Genomic DNA, 13,814 nt, shown 5'->3' on the forward strand with positions numbered 1-13,814 from the left:
AGCGTCTAACAGCGACTCATCGCCGCCTACGAAGCCGCAGGCAAGCGGGAGGGCAAGATCGCGATGTACAAGCTCCTCAAGTCGATCCGGGCCGGGGTGCCCACCGAACTGCCCGAGCTCGCCCAGCTGGGCCGGTCGCTATGGAAGCGCCGCCGGGAGATCCTCGCCTACTTCGACGTGGGCGCCTCCAACGGCCCCGTCGAGGCCATCAACGGCAGGCTCGAACACCTCCGCGGAATCGCCCTAGGTTTCCGCAACCTCAAGCACTACATCTTGCGGTCGCTCATTCACTCCGGACAGCTCCAGAACCGGATCAACGCACTCTAAATCCGGAAGGGCCCGATAACCCCCTAGGTGGGGCCGGTACAGCTGCACCACTGCGAGACTCTCACTGCGGCGCCGGCGGTTCCTCCACGTCCCAGATCTGGGCGTAATAGCCGGACACGAGTGGCCACACCGCATTTCGTGCCTCAGCCACACCCGAAGCGATCGACGAGTCCAGCACGAACTCGTGCGGAATAACCCGTCCCGCCCGATCGGTCCTGTCGAGCGGGTCAGGAAAACGCAATGCCGCCCGGTCCCCGATGCGGACGAAGACCTCGTCATCGGGTCCGACATTGCCGAAGATTTGGTCATATTCCACGAGCGGATCATCGAACCCACCACCGTATACGAAGCGGAAGCCCCAGTGCCGGCCGCGCGTAGCCCAGATCAGACTCATGCCTTACTCCGGATCAGGACGTGGTCATTCTCGGCTGCGTCGAGGTCCAGCTTGAATTGGCTGAGCGTCACACCCACGGCATCGCCTTTGGTTCGCGAGTTCTCGTTAAATTCCTTCACTTTGTCCGCCGCCAGACTCGCGATCTCGAGGATCACTTCGGTGCCCACGAACTTCGCCATGATCTTCGCTGGCTTGAACTTGCCGTCTTGCTTCAGCAGTAGGCCCGTGAGCAGAGGTCCGGCCCCCCGCAGCATCACCTCAAGCACTTTCCCGGGAGCCTTGAAGTTGCCCGCCCACCGAGCGTACCTCTCCAATGGCATAACCGAGGCGATCGGAAGGATCAGATCCACGCCTTTGCGCTGGGACATGACAATCTTGCCGGGCTCGAACTTGGCGGACGAGAGCAGCAGAAAGTCCTGACCGATGTCCAGGGCATCCGCCGCAACCACCATCGACCGGAGCTCATCACGGAGCTGCGCGATCTCACCGCCGGCCTTCTCTATGACAAGGTCGCGGAACCGGTAGACGTCTGCGTCGGGGAGCAGGTCCGCCTTCGACAGTGCAATTATCCAAATGCGGGGAAACTCTTTGCGAGGCTTCCCATCGTCGAGGAGTCCGCTCTTAAGCCCGACAATACTGTTCTTGAAATTTGTGAAGAGGAGCTTCAGGTAGCGTTCCTCCTCACCCTCATTGTCGATCAGCCGCTGGGCATCAACAAGGAGTAGGGCGACATCGGAGCCGAGCAAGGACCGGAACATCGCCAGCCGCCGCCTTGTTTCCTCATCTCCGTGTGGAGAGCTCTCAAACCACTCGCCCGGGTAATCGTGCCAGACCAAGTGGAGCCCCTCGATCTTGCCGGACCTGTCCTTCCTTCGCCCGGCCAGTGTCTTTAGGTGAACGGTGAAGTCGTGACTATCGCCCTTGAACCTATTCAGGGACGGAACTTTCGTTGAATCTCGCATCGCCAAATAAAGCCGATGGAGGGTCAGTCCCTTCCCCTGGTCGTCAGCGATGACGCTGAAGTGATTCTTCTCAATAAATCTTGGTTCCTGGGTGGCGCCGTAGAACGACGATAGAAGTACGGTCTTCCCGCTGCCGGATTCGCCGAACACGGCGATCTGCTGCTGCAGGTTTTTTCCGATCTTCATTTAGCCGTCCTTTTCAGTGTCTGCGCGTCTTCGCGTACAACTGTCCGAAGTACATCATGCACGCTCTTCGGTGTTCCAGTCCGGAGCTTCTGTTCACGGTCACTGCTCCCCTCTCCCGCGAGGGTGCGCCTGTCATGCTGCGGCGTCCCCCACCACGACGAGCACGTCGGTCGCCCTCGACAGACCCACGTAGATGCGTTCGCGGAGGCGGTCGATGCCCTCGTACCCGTTGCACACCAGCACGACCGCCCGCCGCTCGAGTCCCTTGAAGCCCAGGACGTGGCCGTAGAAGATGTCGTCCCCGCTCCAGAATGTCTCCCAGTAAGCGTCGTTGCCGTCCTCCTGCAGCTCCACCTGCATCGGGTGGCGTGAGCCGATCGTCAGCAGGGCGACGTCCCCGGGCTCCCAGCCCTCGTCGAGCAGCCGCATGGCCTCGTCGTCTCCCACCGCGATCGGGTCGGCCCCCTCCGGGACGTCGACGTACCGCACCGCGGGGCCGGACCCTCCCCGCAGCTCCATGCGGTGCCCGACGAGCGGGAGGAACGCGCTGGCGATCTGCCGGGTGTTGCGGAGGTTGTGGTCCAGCACGAGGGGCACGAGGTCCACGGGCGGTCGACCCGCCCGCTGGAAGACGCTCTGCCCGACGTCACCGACGATCATGAGGCGACCGTTCTCCCGGTCACGCAGAGCCCCGATCACGGGCTGCCACCAGCTGTCGGCGAAGTCCTGGGCCTCGTCCACGATCACGGCGTCGAAACGCCGGCCGTCGGGCAGCCCGTCGGCCAGCTCGGACATCAACCGCGGGAGCTCCTCCTCCCACCACCGCACCGACTCGGCGGACCGGATGCGCTCGTCGGGCCCCGCCGGGGCGCCCCATTCCACACCGAGGGCGTGGAACTCCCCGACGTAGGCGGGCCGTTCGCGCCGCTTCCATCCGTTGGTGACGCGCCTGAGGTAGCTGGCCAGGCCGTGGGAATAGCAGATCAATGCCACCCGCTGCCCGTCTCGCGACAGCCGGCGGGCCTGCTCGAGAGCGAGGTAGGTCTTGCCGCTCCCGGCGCCACCGCGGATCTCGACGCGCGGGAGGGCGTCGACCGCGCGCAGCAGCACCGACTGCTCGCGGGTGAGCGCGTCGGCGATGTCGGCGTTCTCCGCGGCACGCGCCACCACGTCGCGCTGCGGCAGGCCGCGACCGCCGAGGATCTCGGCCAGCCTGTCGACCGTGCCCGCGGCGAGGAACGGGCGGTCGGCCGGTCCGGACTCCCGCGCGACCCGGTGCGCGACCGACGCGAGTTGATCGAGTTGGTCCCGGTCCACGATCCGGTCGCGGCTGATCTGCGGCAGCGCGAAGTCGCCGGGGATCGAGGCGTTGGGGAAGACGAGCAGGTGGGTCCAGCGCTGGTGTTGTCGCGGCCAGCGTGGGTCCTCGCTGACGTAACCACGCAGGGCGTACAGCGCCTCGCGGCACTGCGTCACCGGGTCGATCGTGAACTGCTTGCCGCCACTGCCCTGCACCCAGCGTCCGTCCTCGACGGTGATCTGCCCGGACTTGATCTCGATGGCCACGATCCCGGCACCGGGCATCGCGACGAGGGCGTCGACCTCGTGCTCCTTCTCCGCCGTCGACACCCGCTGCCCCACCACGACGAGGCAGTCGTCGGCCAGCTGGTCCCGGAGCAGGTCGACGACCCTCTCCTCGGAGGGATGGCCGTAGACGGGGTGAGCGGGGATGACGCGGGGCATGTGAGAACAGTTACCTCACCCGCCCCGCCGGCGGGTGAGGTACGCGCCGGCGGTCACGTCCTCCGAGTGGCCCTGACGACGACATCGTGCACGGTCACCGCGGCGCCGCCGCGCCCGGCCATCTCGCGTGAGCACTCGAGCGCGGTGTCGATCCGCCACCGGTCCCGCCCGAGCACCGAGGTGATCCCGGCGGCGGTCGCACTGGCCTCGGCCGGCGGGTGGGCGCCGTGGTGGGGATGCCCCGCGGCGCCGTGGTGGCCGTGCGCTCCGCGCTCTCCGTGGTGGAGGTGCCCCACGATGAACAGCGTGCCGCCCGGGGCCACCCAGCCCGCGAGCCGCTCGTAGAAGTCCAGCTGCGGGATCGAGGGGTGGGCGTAATGCGTCGTGACCAGGCCGAACCGGACCTCGGGCTCCCAGGCGGACAGGTCCGCCTCGAGCCACGACACCCGGTCGGCCAGGCCGGCCGCCGCCGCACGACGCGCCGCGACCTCGAGCGCCCCGGCCGCGAGGTCGACCCCCGTGACGCGCCAGCCTCTCGAGGCCAACCACAACGCCTCGGCCCCGGCCCCGAACCCGGCCTCGAGCGCCGCCCCGGGACTCAGCCCCGCGATCTCCCGGACGAGGTGCGGATTGGGTGGGCTCGTGGCCATCGCGGACGCCCGGCCAGCGTCCCCGGCGTTCCCGGTGTCTGCCGCGCCGGACCAGACGCGGTCCCAGTAGCGACGGTCAAACTCGTGCGTCATCGACCACCTCACCCGCCTGCTCGGCGACAGCACTCTCGAGGTCGGCGGTCACCAGCGCGGCGTTGAGGAACTGCGCGACGCGGGCGCCGTGTGCGGCCGCCGCTCCGACCTGCGCCATGAGGTCCGCACAGTTGCCGGCCGCCCACACCCCCGGCACCGAGGTGGCACCGGTCTCGTCGGTGGCGATGAACGTGCCGACGGGGTGATCGTCCGCCGTCACGCCGATCGCGGTGTAGGGCTCGACCCGCACGGTCATCCGACTGCCCACCACCACCGCGTCGAGGTCGATGACCTCGTCGTCGTCGACACGGACACCGACCACGCGCTCACCGTCGGCCTCCACCCGCGAGATCCCACCCCCGACGATCGGGATCCCGAGCGCGTCGAGATGGACACGGTCCTGCTCGTCGAGCGGCCGCCCGCCGGTGAGGAAGGTGATGTCGCGGCTCCACTGGTGGAACAGCACGGCCTGGTGCGCGGACATCGGGCCGGTGGCGATGACGCCGATCCGCTGGTCGCGGACCTCCCATCCGTGGCAGTACGGGCAGTGCAGGACGCCGTGCCCCCACTGTTCGCGCACCCCGGGCACGTCCGGCAGCTCGTCGGTCACCCCGATCGCGAGGACGAGCGTGCGCGTGGGCAGCACTGTCCTGTCGGCCAGGATGACGTCGAAACCATGCCCGGCCGGGCGGGTGTCCACGACCTCGCCCGCGACGACCTCGCCGTCGTACCTCTCCACCTCCGCGCGCCCCCGCGCGAGGTACTCCGCCGGCGGCACACCGTCCAGCGCGAGGAGACCGTGGATCCCCTCGGCCGAGGCGTTGCGCGGCCGCCCCGCGTCGATGACCGTCACGCGACGCCGTGCGCGCGCCAGCGTCAGGCCGGCGGTGAGCCCGGCTGCCGCGCCACCCACGACGACCACGTCCCGCAGGTCGTCGTGGGTGTACTCATCTGTCCGTCTCCCCCGCTCCGGGCCGCGGTCGCCGCCCTCGCCCCTCGACGATGACGCCCGGACAACGATGGCGCAACATTCCTTGCCGAAGTGGCAAACTGGGTTCATGACCGACCCGACCGCCCAGACCCTCACCGGCGTGGGACCCCGCCTGCGATTACTGCGACGGCGCCGCGACATGACCCTCGCGCAGCTCTCCGACAAGACCGGCATCTCCCCCAGCACCCTGTCCCGACTCGAGTCGGGACAGCGCCGCCCCACGCTCGAACTGCTGCTGCCGCTCGCGCGGGCACACGGCGTCACGTTGGACCACCTCGTCGACGCCCCGCCGACCGGCGACCCCCGAGTGACCTTGCAGCCCTTCACCACCGACTACGGCGCCACCGTCATCCCGTTGTCACGCCGGCCGGGCGGGATCCAGGCGTACAAGTTCGTGCTACCCAGGGGGAGGGACGACGACGAGCCGCACCTCCATATCCACGACGGCCACGACTGGGTGTTCGTCCTGGACGGCCGGCTCCGATTGGTCCTCGGCGAGCACGACCTCGTCCTCACCCCCGGCGAGGCGGCCGAGTTCGACACCCGCACCCCGCACTGGTTCGGCGCCACCAGCGCCGGCCCGGTGGAGTTCCTCAGCCTGGTGGGTCGGCAGGGCGAGCGGGCGCATATCCGGGCCAGCGCCGGGAGGGACTGACCGGTCGTACCGGGGAGAGGGTTCCGGTTACCCGGCCAGGCCCTCTGACGTCGGGGCCGCAGTGGCGGGGGCGGGCGCGGGGACGGGCGCGGGGGCGTTATCCCGAGTTCCGCGCCCCCCGGGGTTTCTATGTCCGGGCCGGCGGCGCCCCCGCCGGCCCACTGTGCGCCGGACCACCGCCCCGTGCCACTATGAACGGTGTTCAGGTCGCCCTGCGGCCGCAGCGTCACCAAGGAGTGTCATGAGCATGTCGATCGACACGGCCCCGGCCCGCAGCGCGACCCGCGACCTCGCGCAGATCGCGGTGTTCGCCGCCCTCATCGTGGTCCTCGGTCTACCGGGGCAGCTCACCATCGGGTCCGCGGGCGTACCCATCACCCTGCAGACCCTCGGCGTGATGCTCGCGGGGTCGCTGCTCGGCTGGCGCAAGGGCGCCCTGTCGGTGCTCGCGGTGATGATCATCGGCCTGGCACTGCCGGTACTCGCGGGGGGCCGCACCACCCTGACCTCGCTGGCCGGCCCCACGGCGGGCTTCCTCATCGGCTGGATCCCGGCGGTGATCGTGATCGGCCTGCTCACCGCGTGGATGATGCCGCGCTACCGCGTGCTGCCGGGGCTGGCCATCAATATCGTCGGCGGCATCGGGGTGATCTACGCGGTGGGCGTCGCCGGGATGCTCATCCGCACCGAGCTCACCGTCACGGGCGCGATCGCCGCCAACACGGTCTTCCTGCCCGGCGACCTGCTCAAGGCGGTCGTCACCGCGATCGTGGCAGCGCAGGTGCACCGCGCACGTCCAGGGCTGATCGTCCCGCTGCGCGGGCATCGTTCCACGACAGCGTGACAACCCCCAACGACCCGGGCCCGCGCGGCGTCGAAATCCGCTTCGACGGAGTCGGCCACGCCTACGGCGACCGGCCCGTCCTCACGGACGTCGACCTCACCCTCACCGAGCGCCGCATCGGCATCGTCGGCGTCAACGGCGGCGGGAAGTCGACGTTGGCGCGCATGATCAACGGGCTGGTCGTCCCCACGTCCGGCACCGTGACGGTCGACGGTCTGGACACCCGCCGCAAGGGCGCGCAGGTCCGGCGCCGAGTGGGCTTCTGCTTCACCGACCCGGACACCCAGATCGTCATGCCCACCGTGGCGGAGGACGTGGACTTCTCCCTACGACGCTCCAAGATGGGCAAGGAGGAGCGACGACGACGAGTCGCCCGGGTGCTCGAGACCTTCGGCCTCGCCGGGCATGCCGGTCATCCGTGCCATCTCCTCTCCGGGGGGCAGAAGCAGTTGCTCGCGCTGGCGGCCGTGCTGGTGATCGAGCCCTCGGTCATCGTGGCCGATGAGCCCACGACCCTTCTCGACCTGCGCAATCGCCAGTTGGTGGCGGAGACGTTCGCCGCTCTCGAGCAGCAGCTGGTCGTGGTCACCCACGACCTGGACCTGGTCGCCGATTTCGATCGCGTGCTGGTGGTCGACGGCGGCCGCGTGGTGATCGACGACTCCCCCGGGCCCGCGCTGGCCGGCTACCGGCGGATCGCGTTGGGCGCGGGGCCGGTCGCGTAGATGTTCGCCACCTACCAACCGGGCGACTCGCTGCTGCACCGCCTTCCCGCCGGGCTGAAGATCCTGGCGGTGTGCGTGCTCATCGTGGCCGCGACCCTGCTGATCAGAGAGCCCTGGCACGTCCTTCCCGCCCTGGCCCTGACCGCGGTTCTGTACGCCATCGGCCGCATCCGCCCCCGGGCCGCGTGGGATCAGGTCCGGCCGGTCCTGCCGATGCTGATCGCCATCCTCGTGCTGCAGTGGATCGTCGCCGACCTCGACACCGCCCTGCGGGTGTGCGGTGCGCTGCTGGTGGCCATCGCGGTGGCGGGTCTCGTCGCGCTGACGACCCGCATCTCCGACATGCTCGACGCGGTCACGCGCGCCGTCGGCCCCCTGCGCCACGTCGGTGTCTCGCCGGACCGCATCGCGCTGGTGCTCGTGCTGACGATCCGTGCGATCCCGCTCATCGCCCGCCGACTACAGCAGGTCACCGAGGCCCGCAGGGCGCGCGGCCTGGGCATGTCGATCCGCGCGCTCGTGGTGCCCACCGTCCTCGGCGCGCTCACGACGGCCGACCAGCTCGGTGACGCCCTGGCCGCCCGCGGCGTCGACGACTGAACCGGCCAACCGTCGGCATCCGCCGCCCCGGCCCATCGACAAGAGCGTTCCGCGCACCCCCTTCTCGCACTACGTGTTCCGAACACTCTGGAGGATGAAGCGGCACCGCATGCCACCATGAGACTCGTGTCCGCGCTCGCCCGTTTCCTCCAGCTCTCCAGGCTGAACGGCGAATCATCCGCCCTCTCGCTGATGCGTGCCCAGTTGTGGCCGCTCATCGTGGCGGTGCTGGCGGAGGTCTTCGAGGGGTCGTCACGGCGTGTCCCGTCCTCGGAGTTCTACGAGTTCCTCGACAGGACCCTGACTGCCGTCCGCGACTCCGGCGCGGACGTTCCGGGAACAGCCCAGGCCTACGTACGTCAATGGGTCGACGCCGGCTGGATGCTGCGCAGACCCGGCACCGCGGCGACGGGTGAGACGCTCGAACCCACCCAGTCCGCACTCGTGGTGATGGACTTTCTCGACGGCCTGCAGACACCGCGACGCGGACTGACCGTGTCCCGCGTCGAGACGCTCACCCGGCAACTGGAGGACCTCGCACGGGACACCGACCCGTCCGTTCAGGGCCGGCTGGCCGCCCTCCACCGGGAGCGCGACCGTATCGACGCCGCCATCGCACGTGTCGAGGCGGGCGACCTCGAGCTCGCGGACCCGGAGCAGGTCGGGGAGAAGGTGTCGGAGATCCTCCGCGGGGCGGATGACATACCCGCCGATTTCGCCCGCGTCCGCGCCGAATTCGAGTCGCTCAACCAAGACCTCCGTCGTCGTCTCCTCGACCAGGACGGCGCGCGCGGTGACGTCCTCGACGCCGTATTCGGCGGCGTCGACCTCATCGGTGACTCCGAGGCCGGCCGCAGCTTCTCGTCCTTCTACTCGGTGCTCCTCGATCCCGAACGCTCGGCGTCGGTCGACACGTGGATCGACGACATCCTGAGCCGACCGCAGGTCGCCGACCTGCCCCCGTCAGCCAGGCGAGGCCTGCGGGAGCTGTTCGACGAGATGGAGACCGCCGGGGCGGAGGTCAACGGGGTCCTCACTTCGCTGTCTCGCAGCCTGCGACACTTCGTCACCTCCGACGCCTACGTCGAACACCGGCAGATGCTGGCACTGATCCGGTCCGCCCGCGCCGCGGCAGCCGAGGCGAGCGGCGCGCGCGCCGTGAAGCCGACCAGTCAGATGTCGGTGCCCCTCCGTCGGATCGGCATGTCGGTCCGGTCGGTCAGCGCCCTGCGCCTGCGGAACCCGGGCGAGGAACGGGTGGCGGCGGAGGTCGCGCACCACGAGGAGGGCCACGCTGACCTCGAGTCCCTCACGGCGCTGGTCCGGGCCTCGGAGATCGACGAGGCCGAACTCCGCGCCCATGTCCGCGACGTGGTGTCCAGGCTCGGCCCGTCATCCATCGGGGCGATCCTCCGCGAACACCCGGCCACCCAGGGCGTCGCCAGTATCGTCGGGCTGTTGAATCTGGCCATCACCACGCAGGCCGAGGCACCACCGGATGACCCGTGTTCGGTCGAGACCGTCACATGGACGAGTGGATCCGGCCCGACCTTGAGCGCCCGGATCCCGACCCTGGTGTTCACGGCCGATCGAGTTCTGGAGGAGGATCTGTGACTACCCCTGCGACGGCCGATCCCGACGGACCTGACGGTGCGGGTGATGACGGCCTGTGGCCCGGTGACACCGGGACGCTGTCCTTCGCCTCCAGACGCGCGTTGGCCCGGCTGCTCACGGGCCCGCTGGTGCAGGCGCATCGCCAGCCGGAGATCTGGGCGGCTGTGGTCTCCGACGAGCCCGCCATGCGATCGCGACTGGCGGACGTGTTCCTCGATCTGGTGCTGGACCACGACGCCGGTATCGCCTTCACCAGGCAGGTCGACACGGGTGGACGGGTCGAGGTCCCGGCGGTACTGCGGACCGAGACGCTGTCGCACATGGACACCGTCCTGCTCCTGCACCTGCGGTCCGAGTTGTCCGTGGCCCAGCCCGGCGAGCGGGTGATCGTGGATCGCGAGGACGTGGCCGAGCGGGTCGACGTCTACCGTTCCGTCGTCGACTCCGACCGGAGCCGGTATGCGCGCAAGTTCGACGCCTCGTGGAACCGGCTCAAGAGCTACTCGCTGCTCTCCGACACGGAGACAGCGGGGCGCGCCGAGGTCTCCCCCGTCCTCCGCCACCTGTTCGACGCGGACGTCGTCGCGGGGATCCGCGACGAGTACCGCGCCCTGATCGAGGCGCGCGGTGGGGCCGACGGTGAGCACGACGGCGAACCGCCCGGCGGGCGGGACGACGCCCTGTTCGACGACGACGAGGTGGTCGACGATGACTGAGGCCCTACAGCTCCCCGGAGCTCCGGAACACCCTGATCAGCTGCGACTGTCGCGAATCCAGGTGTGCAACTGGGGAACGCTCGACGGGTATCACGACGTGGAGGTGCCGCGGAAGGGGTTCCTCATCACCGGCGGATCCGGGTCCGGCAAATCGACCCTCATCGATGCGGTCTCAGCGGTGCTCGTGCCCCCGGCGCACCTGCGATTCAACGCCGCCGCGCAGGAGGAGGCGGGACGGGGATCGGGGCGCACTCTCGTGTCCTACATCCGTGGTGCCTGGCGGCGGGGAGCCGACGCCGAATCCGGCGACCTGGCCTCCGTCTACCTGCGTCCCAAGGCCACGTTCTCCGCGATCGCCCTGACCTACTCGGACGGCCGCGGCACCAGCGTGACACTTCTCCTGTTGCTCTACCTGCGTTCGGGCGACAATTCCGCGGCCGGGGTCAAGCGTCTCCACGGGGTCCGCGAACACTCGTCCGACGAGCCCACGGACCTGCCGGACCTGTTCGGCTACCTCCGCAGTGGCATCGACAAGCGGGCGCTCAAGCGGGAGATCCGGGACGTGAGGTTCCACGACAGCTACTCGGCGTTCGCCGCCGCGTTCCGGCGTCGGCTGGGCATCGCCTCCGAGTCCGCTCAGCTCCTGCTGCACCGGACCCTGTCCGCCAAGTCGCTGTCCAGTCTCGACCAGCTCTTCCGCGACTTCATGTTGGAGGAGCCGGGTACCTTCGCGGTGGCCGACCGCGCAGTGGCGCAGTTCTCAGAGCTTCGTGAGGCCCACCGGTCGGTGGTCGACGTGCGCAAGCAGATCGCCCATCTGGCCCCGCTCGCCGACCTGCGGGCCTCCCGGGACCGCGTGCTGGCGCTGGCCGACGAGCTGGACGCTGAGAGTGAGGCTTTTCCCGCGGTGCAGGCCGCCGTGACCATCGAACTCGTCGAGGAAGAGCTGCGGACGGCCCGCGGGGCGCTGGTGGCCGCGGAGTCCACCATCGCATCCGCTCGAGATCGACTCGATGTACGACGCACGGCGGCCGACGACATCCGCGCCCGACTCCGGGGTAGCGCCGGCGCCGGGCGGGATGAGCTCGCGAGAGACCTCGACCGGGCCCTCGAACACGCCGCCTCCGTCTCCGCACGGCGTGCGCGTGCGGAGACGGAGGTCGAGCGCCTGGGCGGCGCCCTTCCGACTTCGGCCGAGGACTTCGCCGCCCTGCTCGCCACGCTCGAGCGCGAGGACGCGGAACAGGAGGCCGAGCGGGCGCGAGACCGCGAGACGCTGCGGGAGGTGGCCGGGTCCCTCAACGAGGAACAACGCTCGCTCGAGGAGGTGACCGCGCAGTTGCAGGCGCTGTTGCGACACCGCTCGAACATCGATTCCCGGCTGCTGGCCGCCCGGGACCTCGTGTGCGAGGCGGCGGGGCTGAGCGCGCGCGAACTACCGTTCGCCGGAGAACTCCTCGACGTCCCCGCCGAGCACGCCCGCTGGCGTCCCGCGATCGAGCGGGTCCTGTCCGGCTTCGCCCGCACGATGCTCGTCCCCGACCACCTCCGGGACCGGGTGGCCGCCGCCGTCGACTCGACCCACCTGGGCGTCCGCCTGGTCTACGAGGTGGTCGACCACGGCGACGACTCCGCCGCCCGCAGGACCGGCCCGCACAGCCTCGTCCGGAAGGTCCGCCCCGCCGCCGGGCCGTTCCTCCAGTGGCTCAACCGCAGACTCGCGGCCGAATTCGACGTGACCTGCGTGGAGACCGCCGCCGAACTGGCCCAGCACGACAAGGCCGTCACTCTGCACGGATTGATCAGACGCGGGGCGCGGTTCGAGAAGGACGACCGCCGACGGATCGACGACCCGGCGGCGTTCCAGCTGGGCAGTATGGACGACTCCAAGGTGGAGGCACTGACCACTCTCCGGAACGAGATCCGGGCACGTATCGACACCCACGAGCGGCAGTGGGCCGGACTGGACGACCTCGACGCGCAGCGTCGCGCCCGCCAGCGCGCGGCCGCCACCCTCCTGGGCCTGCGGTGGGAGGAGCTGGACGCCGACACCGCCGAGGACCGCGCCCGGGCAGCCCGAGATCGCCTGGACCAATGGCGGGAGCAGCATCCCGAGGTCGCGGAGATGGAGCGGGACCTGCGCGCCGCCGAGGAGGCGCAGTCGCGGGCCCAGGCGGAGTACGACTCCGCGAACCGGGCCGGAGCGGTTGCCGCTAGCGTCGTGGAGGGTCTCGAGAGGCGGCTCGCCGACCTGACCGGTCATGAGAGGCGCGACGTCGACGAGGGCGCCGCGGCCCGCATCCGCGAACGCCTGGCGGCTGCGACGCGCCGCCTGACCGCCGGGAACGTGCAGGAAGTCTGCCAGCGTGCCGAGCGGTCCATCGCCGCCGAGCAGGTGTCCACCGCGACCGAGCGCGACCGGATCCATCGGCGCATCACCGCGGTTCTCACGTCGTACCTGGAGCTGTGGCCGGCCAAGAAGGCCGATCTCAAATCCGACCCGGAATTCGTCGGTGAGGCCGTCGAATGGCTGGTCCAACTTCGCCGGGACCGCCTCGCGGAGTTCGAGGACCGATTCCTCGGGCTCATCGGGGACATGCAAACCCGGAATCTGGGCGAACTCGCCCGTCACATCCGCCGCGCCCGCTCCGAGATCGAGGCCGGGATCAGACCGGTCAACGACTCGCTGCGCCGGTCGGAGTTCCAGTCCGGCCGGTGGCTGCAGATCGAGGTGCGTGACCGACGTACCGAGACCGTCACAGACTTCCTGAGCGACCTGGAGAAGGCGGTGTCCGGAGCGCTCGACAAGCGCACCGTCGACACCGCGGAGGCCGGTTTCGCGGTGATGTCACGACTCTTGGACCGGCTGGGATCCGCGGATTCCGCCGACCGACGCTGGCGGCAGACCGTGCTGGACACCCGGCGACACGTCGGCTTCATCGGCGTCGAGATCGACGAGGACGGGACGCCGACCAACTACCACGATTCGTCCTCCGGCCTGTCGGGCGGTCAGGCGCAGAAGCTGGTGTTCTTCTGTCTCGCCGCGGCTCTGCGGTTCCAGCTCGCGGACATCGACGCCGATGTGCCGCGCTACGGAACCGTGGTCCTCGACGAGGCGTTCGACCGGGCCGACCCCGACTACACGCGCCGCGCGATGGACGTCTTCACCGATTTCGGGTTCCACATGGTTCTGGCGACCCCGCTCAAGTTGTTGCAGACCCTCGAGCCGTACATCGGTGGTCTGGTGGTGGTGGGCATCGAGGACGGGAGCCGCTCCCGCATCGAGCGGGTCACCTGGGAAGCCGCGAGCTGAC

The 13,814-nt window shown here is 69.6% G+C and carries 12 protein-coding genes and 1 pseudogene; 8 read left to right on the top strand and 5 right to left on the bottom strand.

Features of this window, described 5'->3' with window-relative positions:
- Positions 1-9: 9 nt before the first annotated feature.
- Positions 10-327, top strand: a pseudogene (locus tag DPA01S_RS13295) (transposase); the annotation flags it as partial.
- Positions 328-388: 61 nt separating this feature from the next.
- Here the strand turns inward: DPA01S_RS13295 and DPA01S_RS13300 are convergent.
- From DPA01S_RS13300 to DPA01S_RS13320, 5 genes are all read right to left on the bottom strand, one after another.
- Positions 389-721 (bottom strand): hypothetical protein, encoded by a 333-nt coding sequence (locus DPA01S_RS13300; RefSeq protein ID WP_061228801.1) that lies wholly within the window; start codon positions 719-721, stop codon positions 389-391.
- Positions 718-1,869 carry a TRAFAC clade GTPase domain-containing protein gene (locus DPA01S_RS13305; protein WP_061916920.1) on the bottom strand — a complete coding sequence of 384 codons (1,152 nt, stop codon included), beginning with the start codon at positions 1,867-1,869 and terminating at the stop codon, positions 718-720. Before DPA01S_RS13305 ends, DPA01S_RS13300 begins: the two co-directional genes overlap by 4 nt.
- 132 nt (positions 1,870-2,001) lie before the next feature.
- Positions 2,002-3,612: an NERD domain-containing protein gene (locus tag DPA01S_RS13310; RefSeq protein WP_061229557.1), complete on the bottom strand. Its 1,611-nt coding sequence runs from the start codon at positions 3,610-3,612 to the stop codon at positions 2,002-2,004.
- Between the two features lie 53 nt (positions 3,613-3,665).
- Positions 3,666-4,355 carry a class I SAM-dependent methyltransferase gene (locus DPA01S_RS13315; protein WP_061229558.1) on the bottom strand — a complete coding sequence of 230 codons (690 nt, stop codon included), beginning with the start codon at positions 4,353-4,355 and terminating at the stop codon, positions 3,666-3,668.
- Positions 4,339-5,415 carry an NAD(P)/FAD-dependent oxidoreductase gene (locus DPA01S_RS13320; protein ID WP_232303154.1) on the bottom strand — a complete coding sequence of 359 codons (1,077 nt, stop codon included), beginning with the start codon at positions 5,413-5,415 and terminating at the stop codon, positions 4,339-4,341. The genes DPA01S_RS13315 and DPA01S_RS13320 overlap by 17 nt, the downstream gene beginning before the upstream one ends.
- Here DPA01S_RS13320 and DPA01S_RS13325 point away from each other — a divergent pair.
- From DPA01S_RS13325 to DPA01S_RS13355, 7 genes are all read left to right on the top strand, one after another.
- Positions 5,414-6,001, top strand: coding sequence for a helix-turn-helix domain-containing protein (locus DPA01S_RS13325; protein ID WP_061916924.1), 588 nt, complete (start codon positions 5,414-5,416; stop codon positions 5,999-6,001). The two genes, DPA01S_RS13320 and DPA01S_RS13325, sit on opposite strands and share 2 nt — an antisense overlap.
- A 241-nt stretch (positions 6,002-6,242) precedes the next feature.
- Complete coding sequence (locus DPA01S_RS13330; protein WP_061229561.1) at positions 6,243-6,845, top strand: biotin transporter BioY; 603 nt, start codon at positions 6,243-6,245, stop codon at positions 6,843-6,845.
- A complete protein-coding gene (locus DPA01S_RS13335) occupies positions 6,842-7,570 on the top strand; it encodes an energy-coupling factor ABC transporter ATP-binding protein (RefSeq protein ID WP_061229562.1) in 729 nt (242 codons plus the stop codon). Before DPA01S_RS13330 ends, DPA01S_RS13335 begins: the two co-directional genes overlap by 4 nt.
- Positions 7,571-8,170, top strand: a complete 600-nt coding sequence (locus tag DPA01S_RS13340) for an energy-coupling factor transporter transmembrane component T family protein (protein ID WP_061229563.1) — start codon at positions 7,571-7,573, stop codon at positions 8,168-8,170.
- A gap of 126 nt (positions 8,171-8,296) precedes the next feature.
- Entirely contained in the window at positions 8,297-9,784 is a 1,488-nt protein-coding gene (locus tag DPA01S_RS13345) for a DUF3375 domain-containing protein (RefSeq protein ID WP_061916927.1), read from the top strand.
- Positions 9,781-10,500 carry a DUF4194 domain-containing protein gene (locus DPA01S_RS13350; RefSeq protein ID WP_061916932.1) on the top strand — a complete coding sequence of 240 codons (720 nt, stop codon included), beginning with the start codon at positions 9,781-9,783 and terminating at the stop codon, positions 10,498-10,500. The genes DPA01S_RS13345 and DPA01S_RS13350 overlap by 4 nt, the downstream gene beginning before the upstream one ends.
- Positions 10,493-13,813, top strand: a complete 3,321-nt coding sequence (locus tag DPA01S_RS13355; protein WP_063935167.1) for an ATP-binding protein — start codon at positions 10,493-10,495, stop codon at positions 13,811-13,813. The genes DPA01S_RS13350 and DPA01S_RS13355 overlap by 8 nt, the downstream gene beginning before the upstream one ends.
- The last annotated feature ends 1 nt before the right edge of the window (position 13,814 follow it).

Source organism: Dietzia papillomatosis NBRC 105045 (genome assembly GCF_001570845.1).
In the GTDB taxonomy this organism is placed as follows: domain Bacteria; phylum Actinomycetota; class Actinomycetes; order Mycobacteriales; family Mycobacteriaceae; genus Dietzia; species Dietzia cinnamea.

What these genes read in the sequence shown, in the direction of transcription:
- DPA01S_RS13355 (WP_063935167.1), top strand. Translation starts at nt 10,493, where the DNA reads ATGACTGAGGCCCTACAGCTCCCCGGAGCTCCGGAACACCCTGATCAG.
- DPA01S_RS13325 (WP_061916924.1), top strand. Translation starts at nt 5,414, where the DNA reads ATGACCGACCCGACCGCCCAGACCCTCACCGGCGTGGGACCCCGCCTG.
- DPA01S_RS13340 (WP_061229563.1), top strand. Translation starts at nt 7,571, where the DNA reads ATGTTCGCCACCTACCAACCGGGCGACTCGCTGCTGCACCGCCTTCCC.
- DPA01S_RS13305 (WP_061916920.1), bottom strand. Translation starts at nt 1,869, where the DNA reads ATGAAGATCGGAAAAAACCTGCAGCAGCAGATCGCCGTGTTCGGCGAA.
- DPA01S_RS13310 (WP_061229557.1), bottom strand. Translation starts at nt 3,612, where the DNA reads ATGCCCCGCGTCATCCCCGCTCACCCCGTCTACGGCCATCCCTCCGAG.
- DPA01S_RS13330 (WP_061229561.1), top strand. Translation starts at nt 6,243, where the DNA reads ATGAGCATGTCGATCGACACGGCCCCGGCCCGCAGCGCGACCCGCGAC.
- DPA01S_RS13300 (WP_061228801.1), bottom strand. Translation starts at nt 721, where the DNA reads ATGAGTCTGATCTGGGCTACGCGCGGCCGGCACTGGGGCTTCCGCTTC.
- DPA01S_RS13320 (WP_232303154.1), bottom strand. Translation starts at nt 5,415, where the DNA reads ATGAACCCAGTTTGCCACTTCGGCAAGGAATGTTGCGCCATCGTTGTC.
- DPA01S_RS13315 (WP_061229558.1), bottom strand. Translation starts at nt 4,355, where the DNA reads ATGACGCACGAGTTTGACCGTCGCTACTGGGACCGCGTCTGGTCCGGC.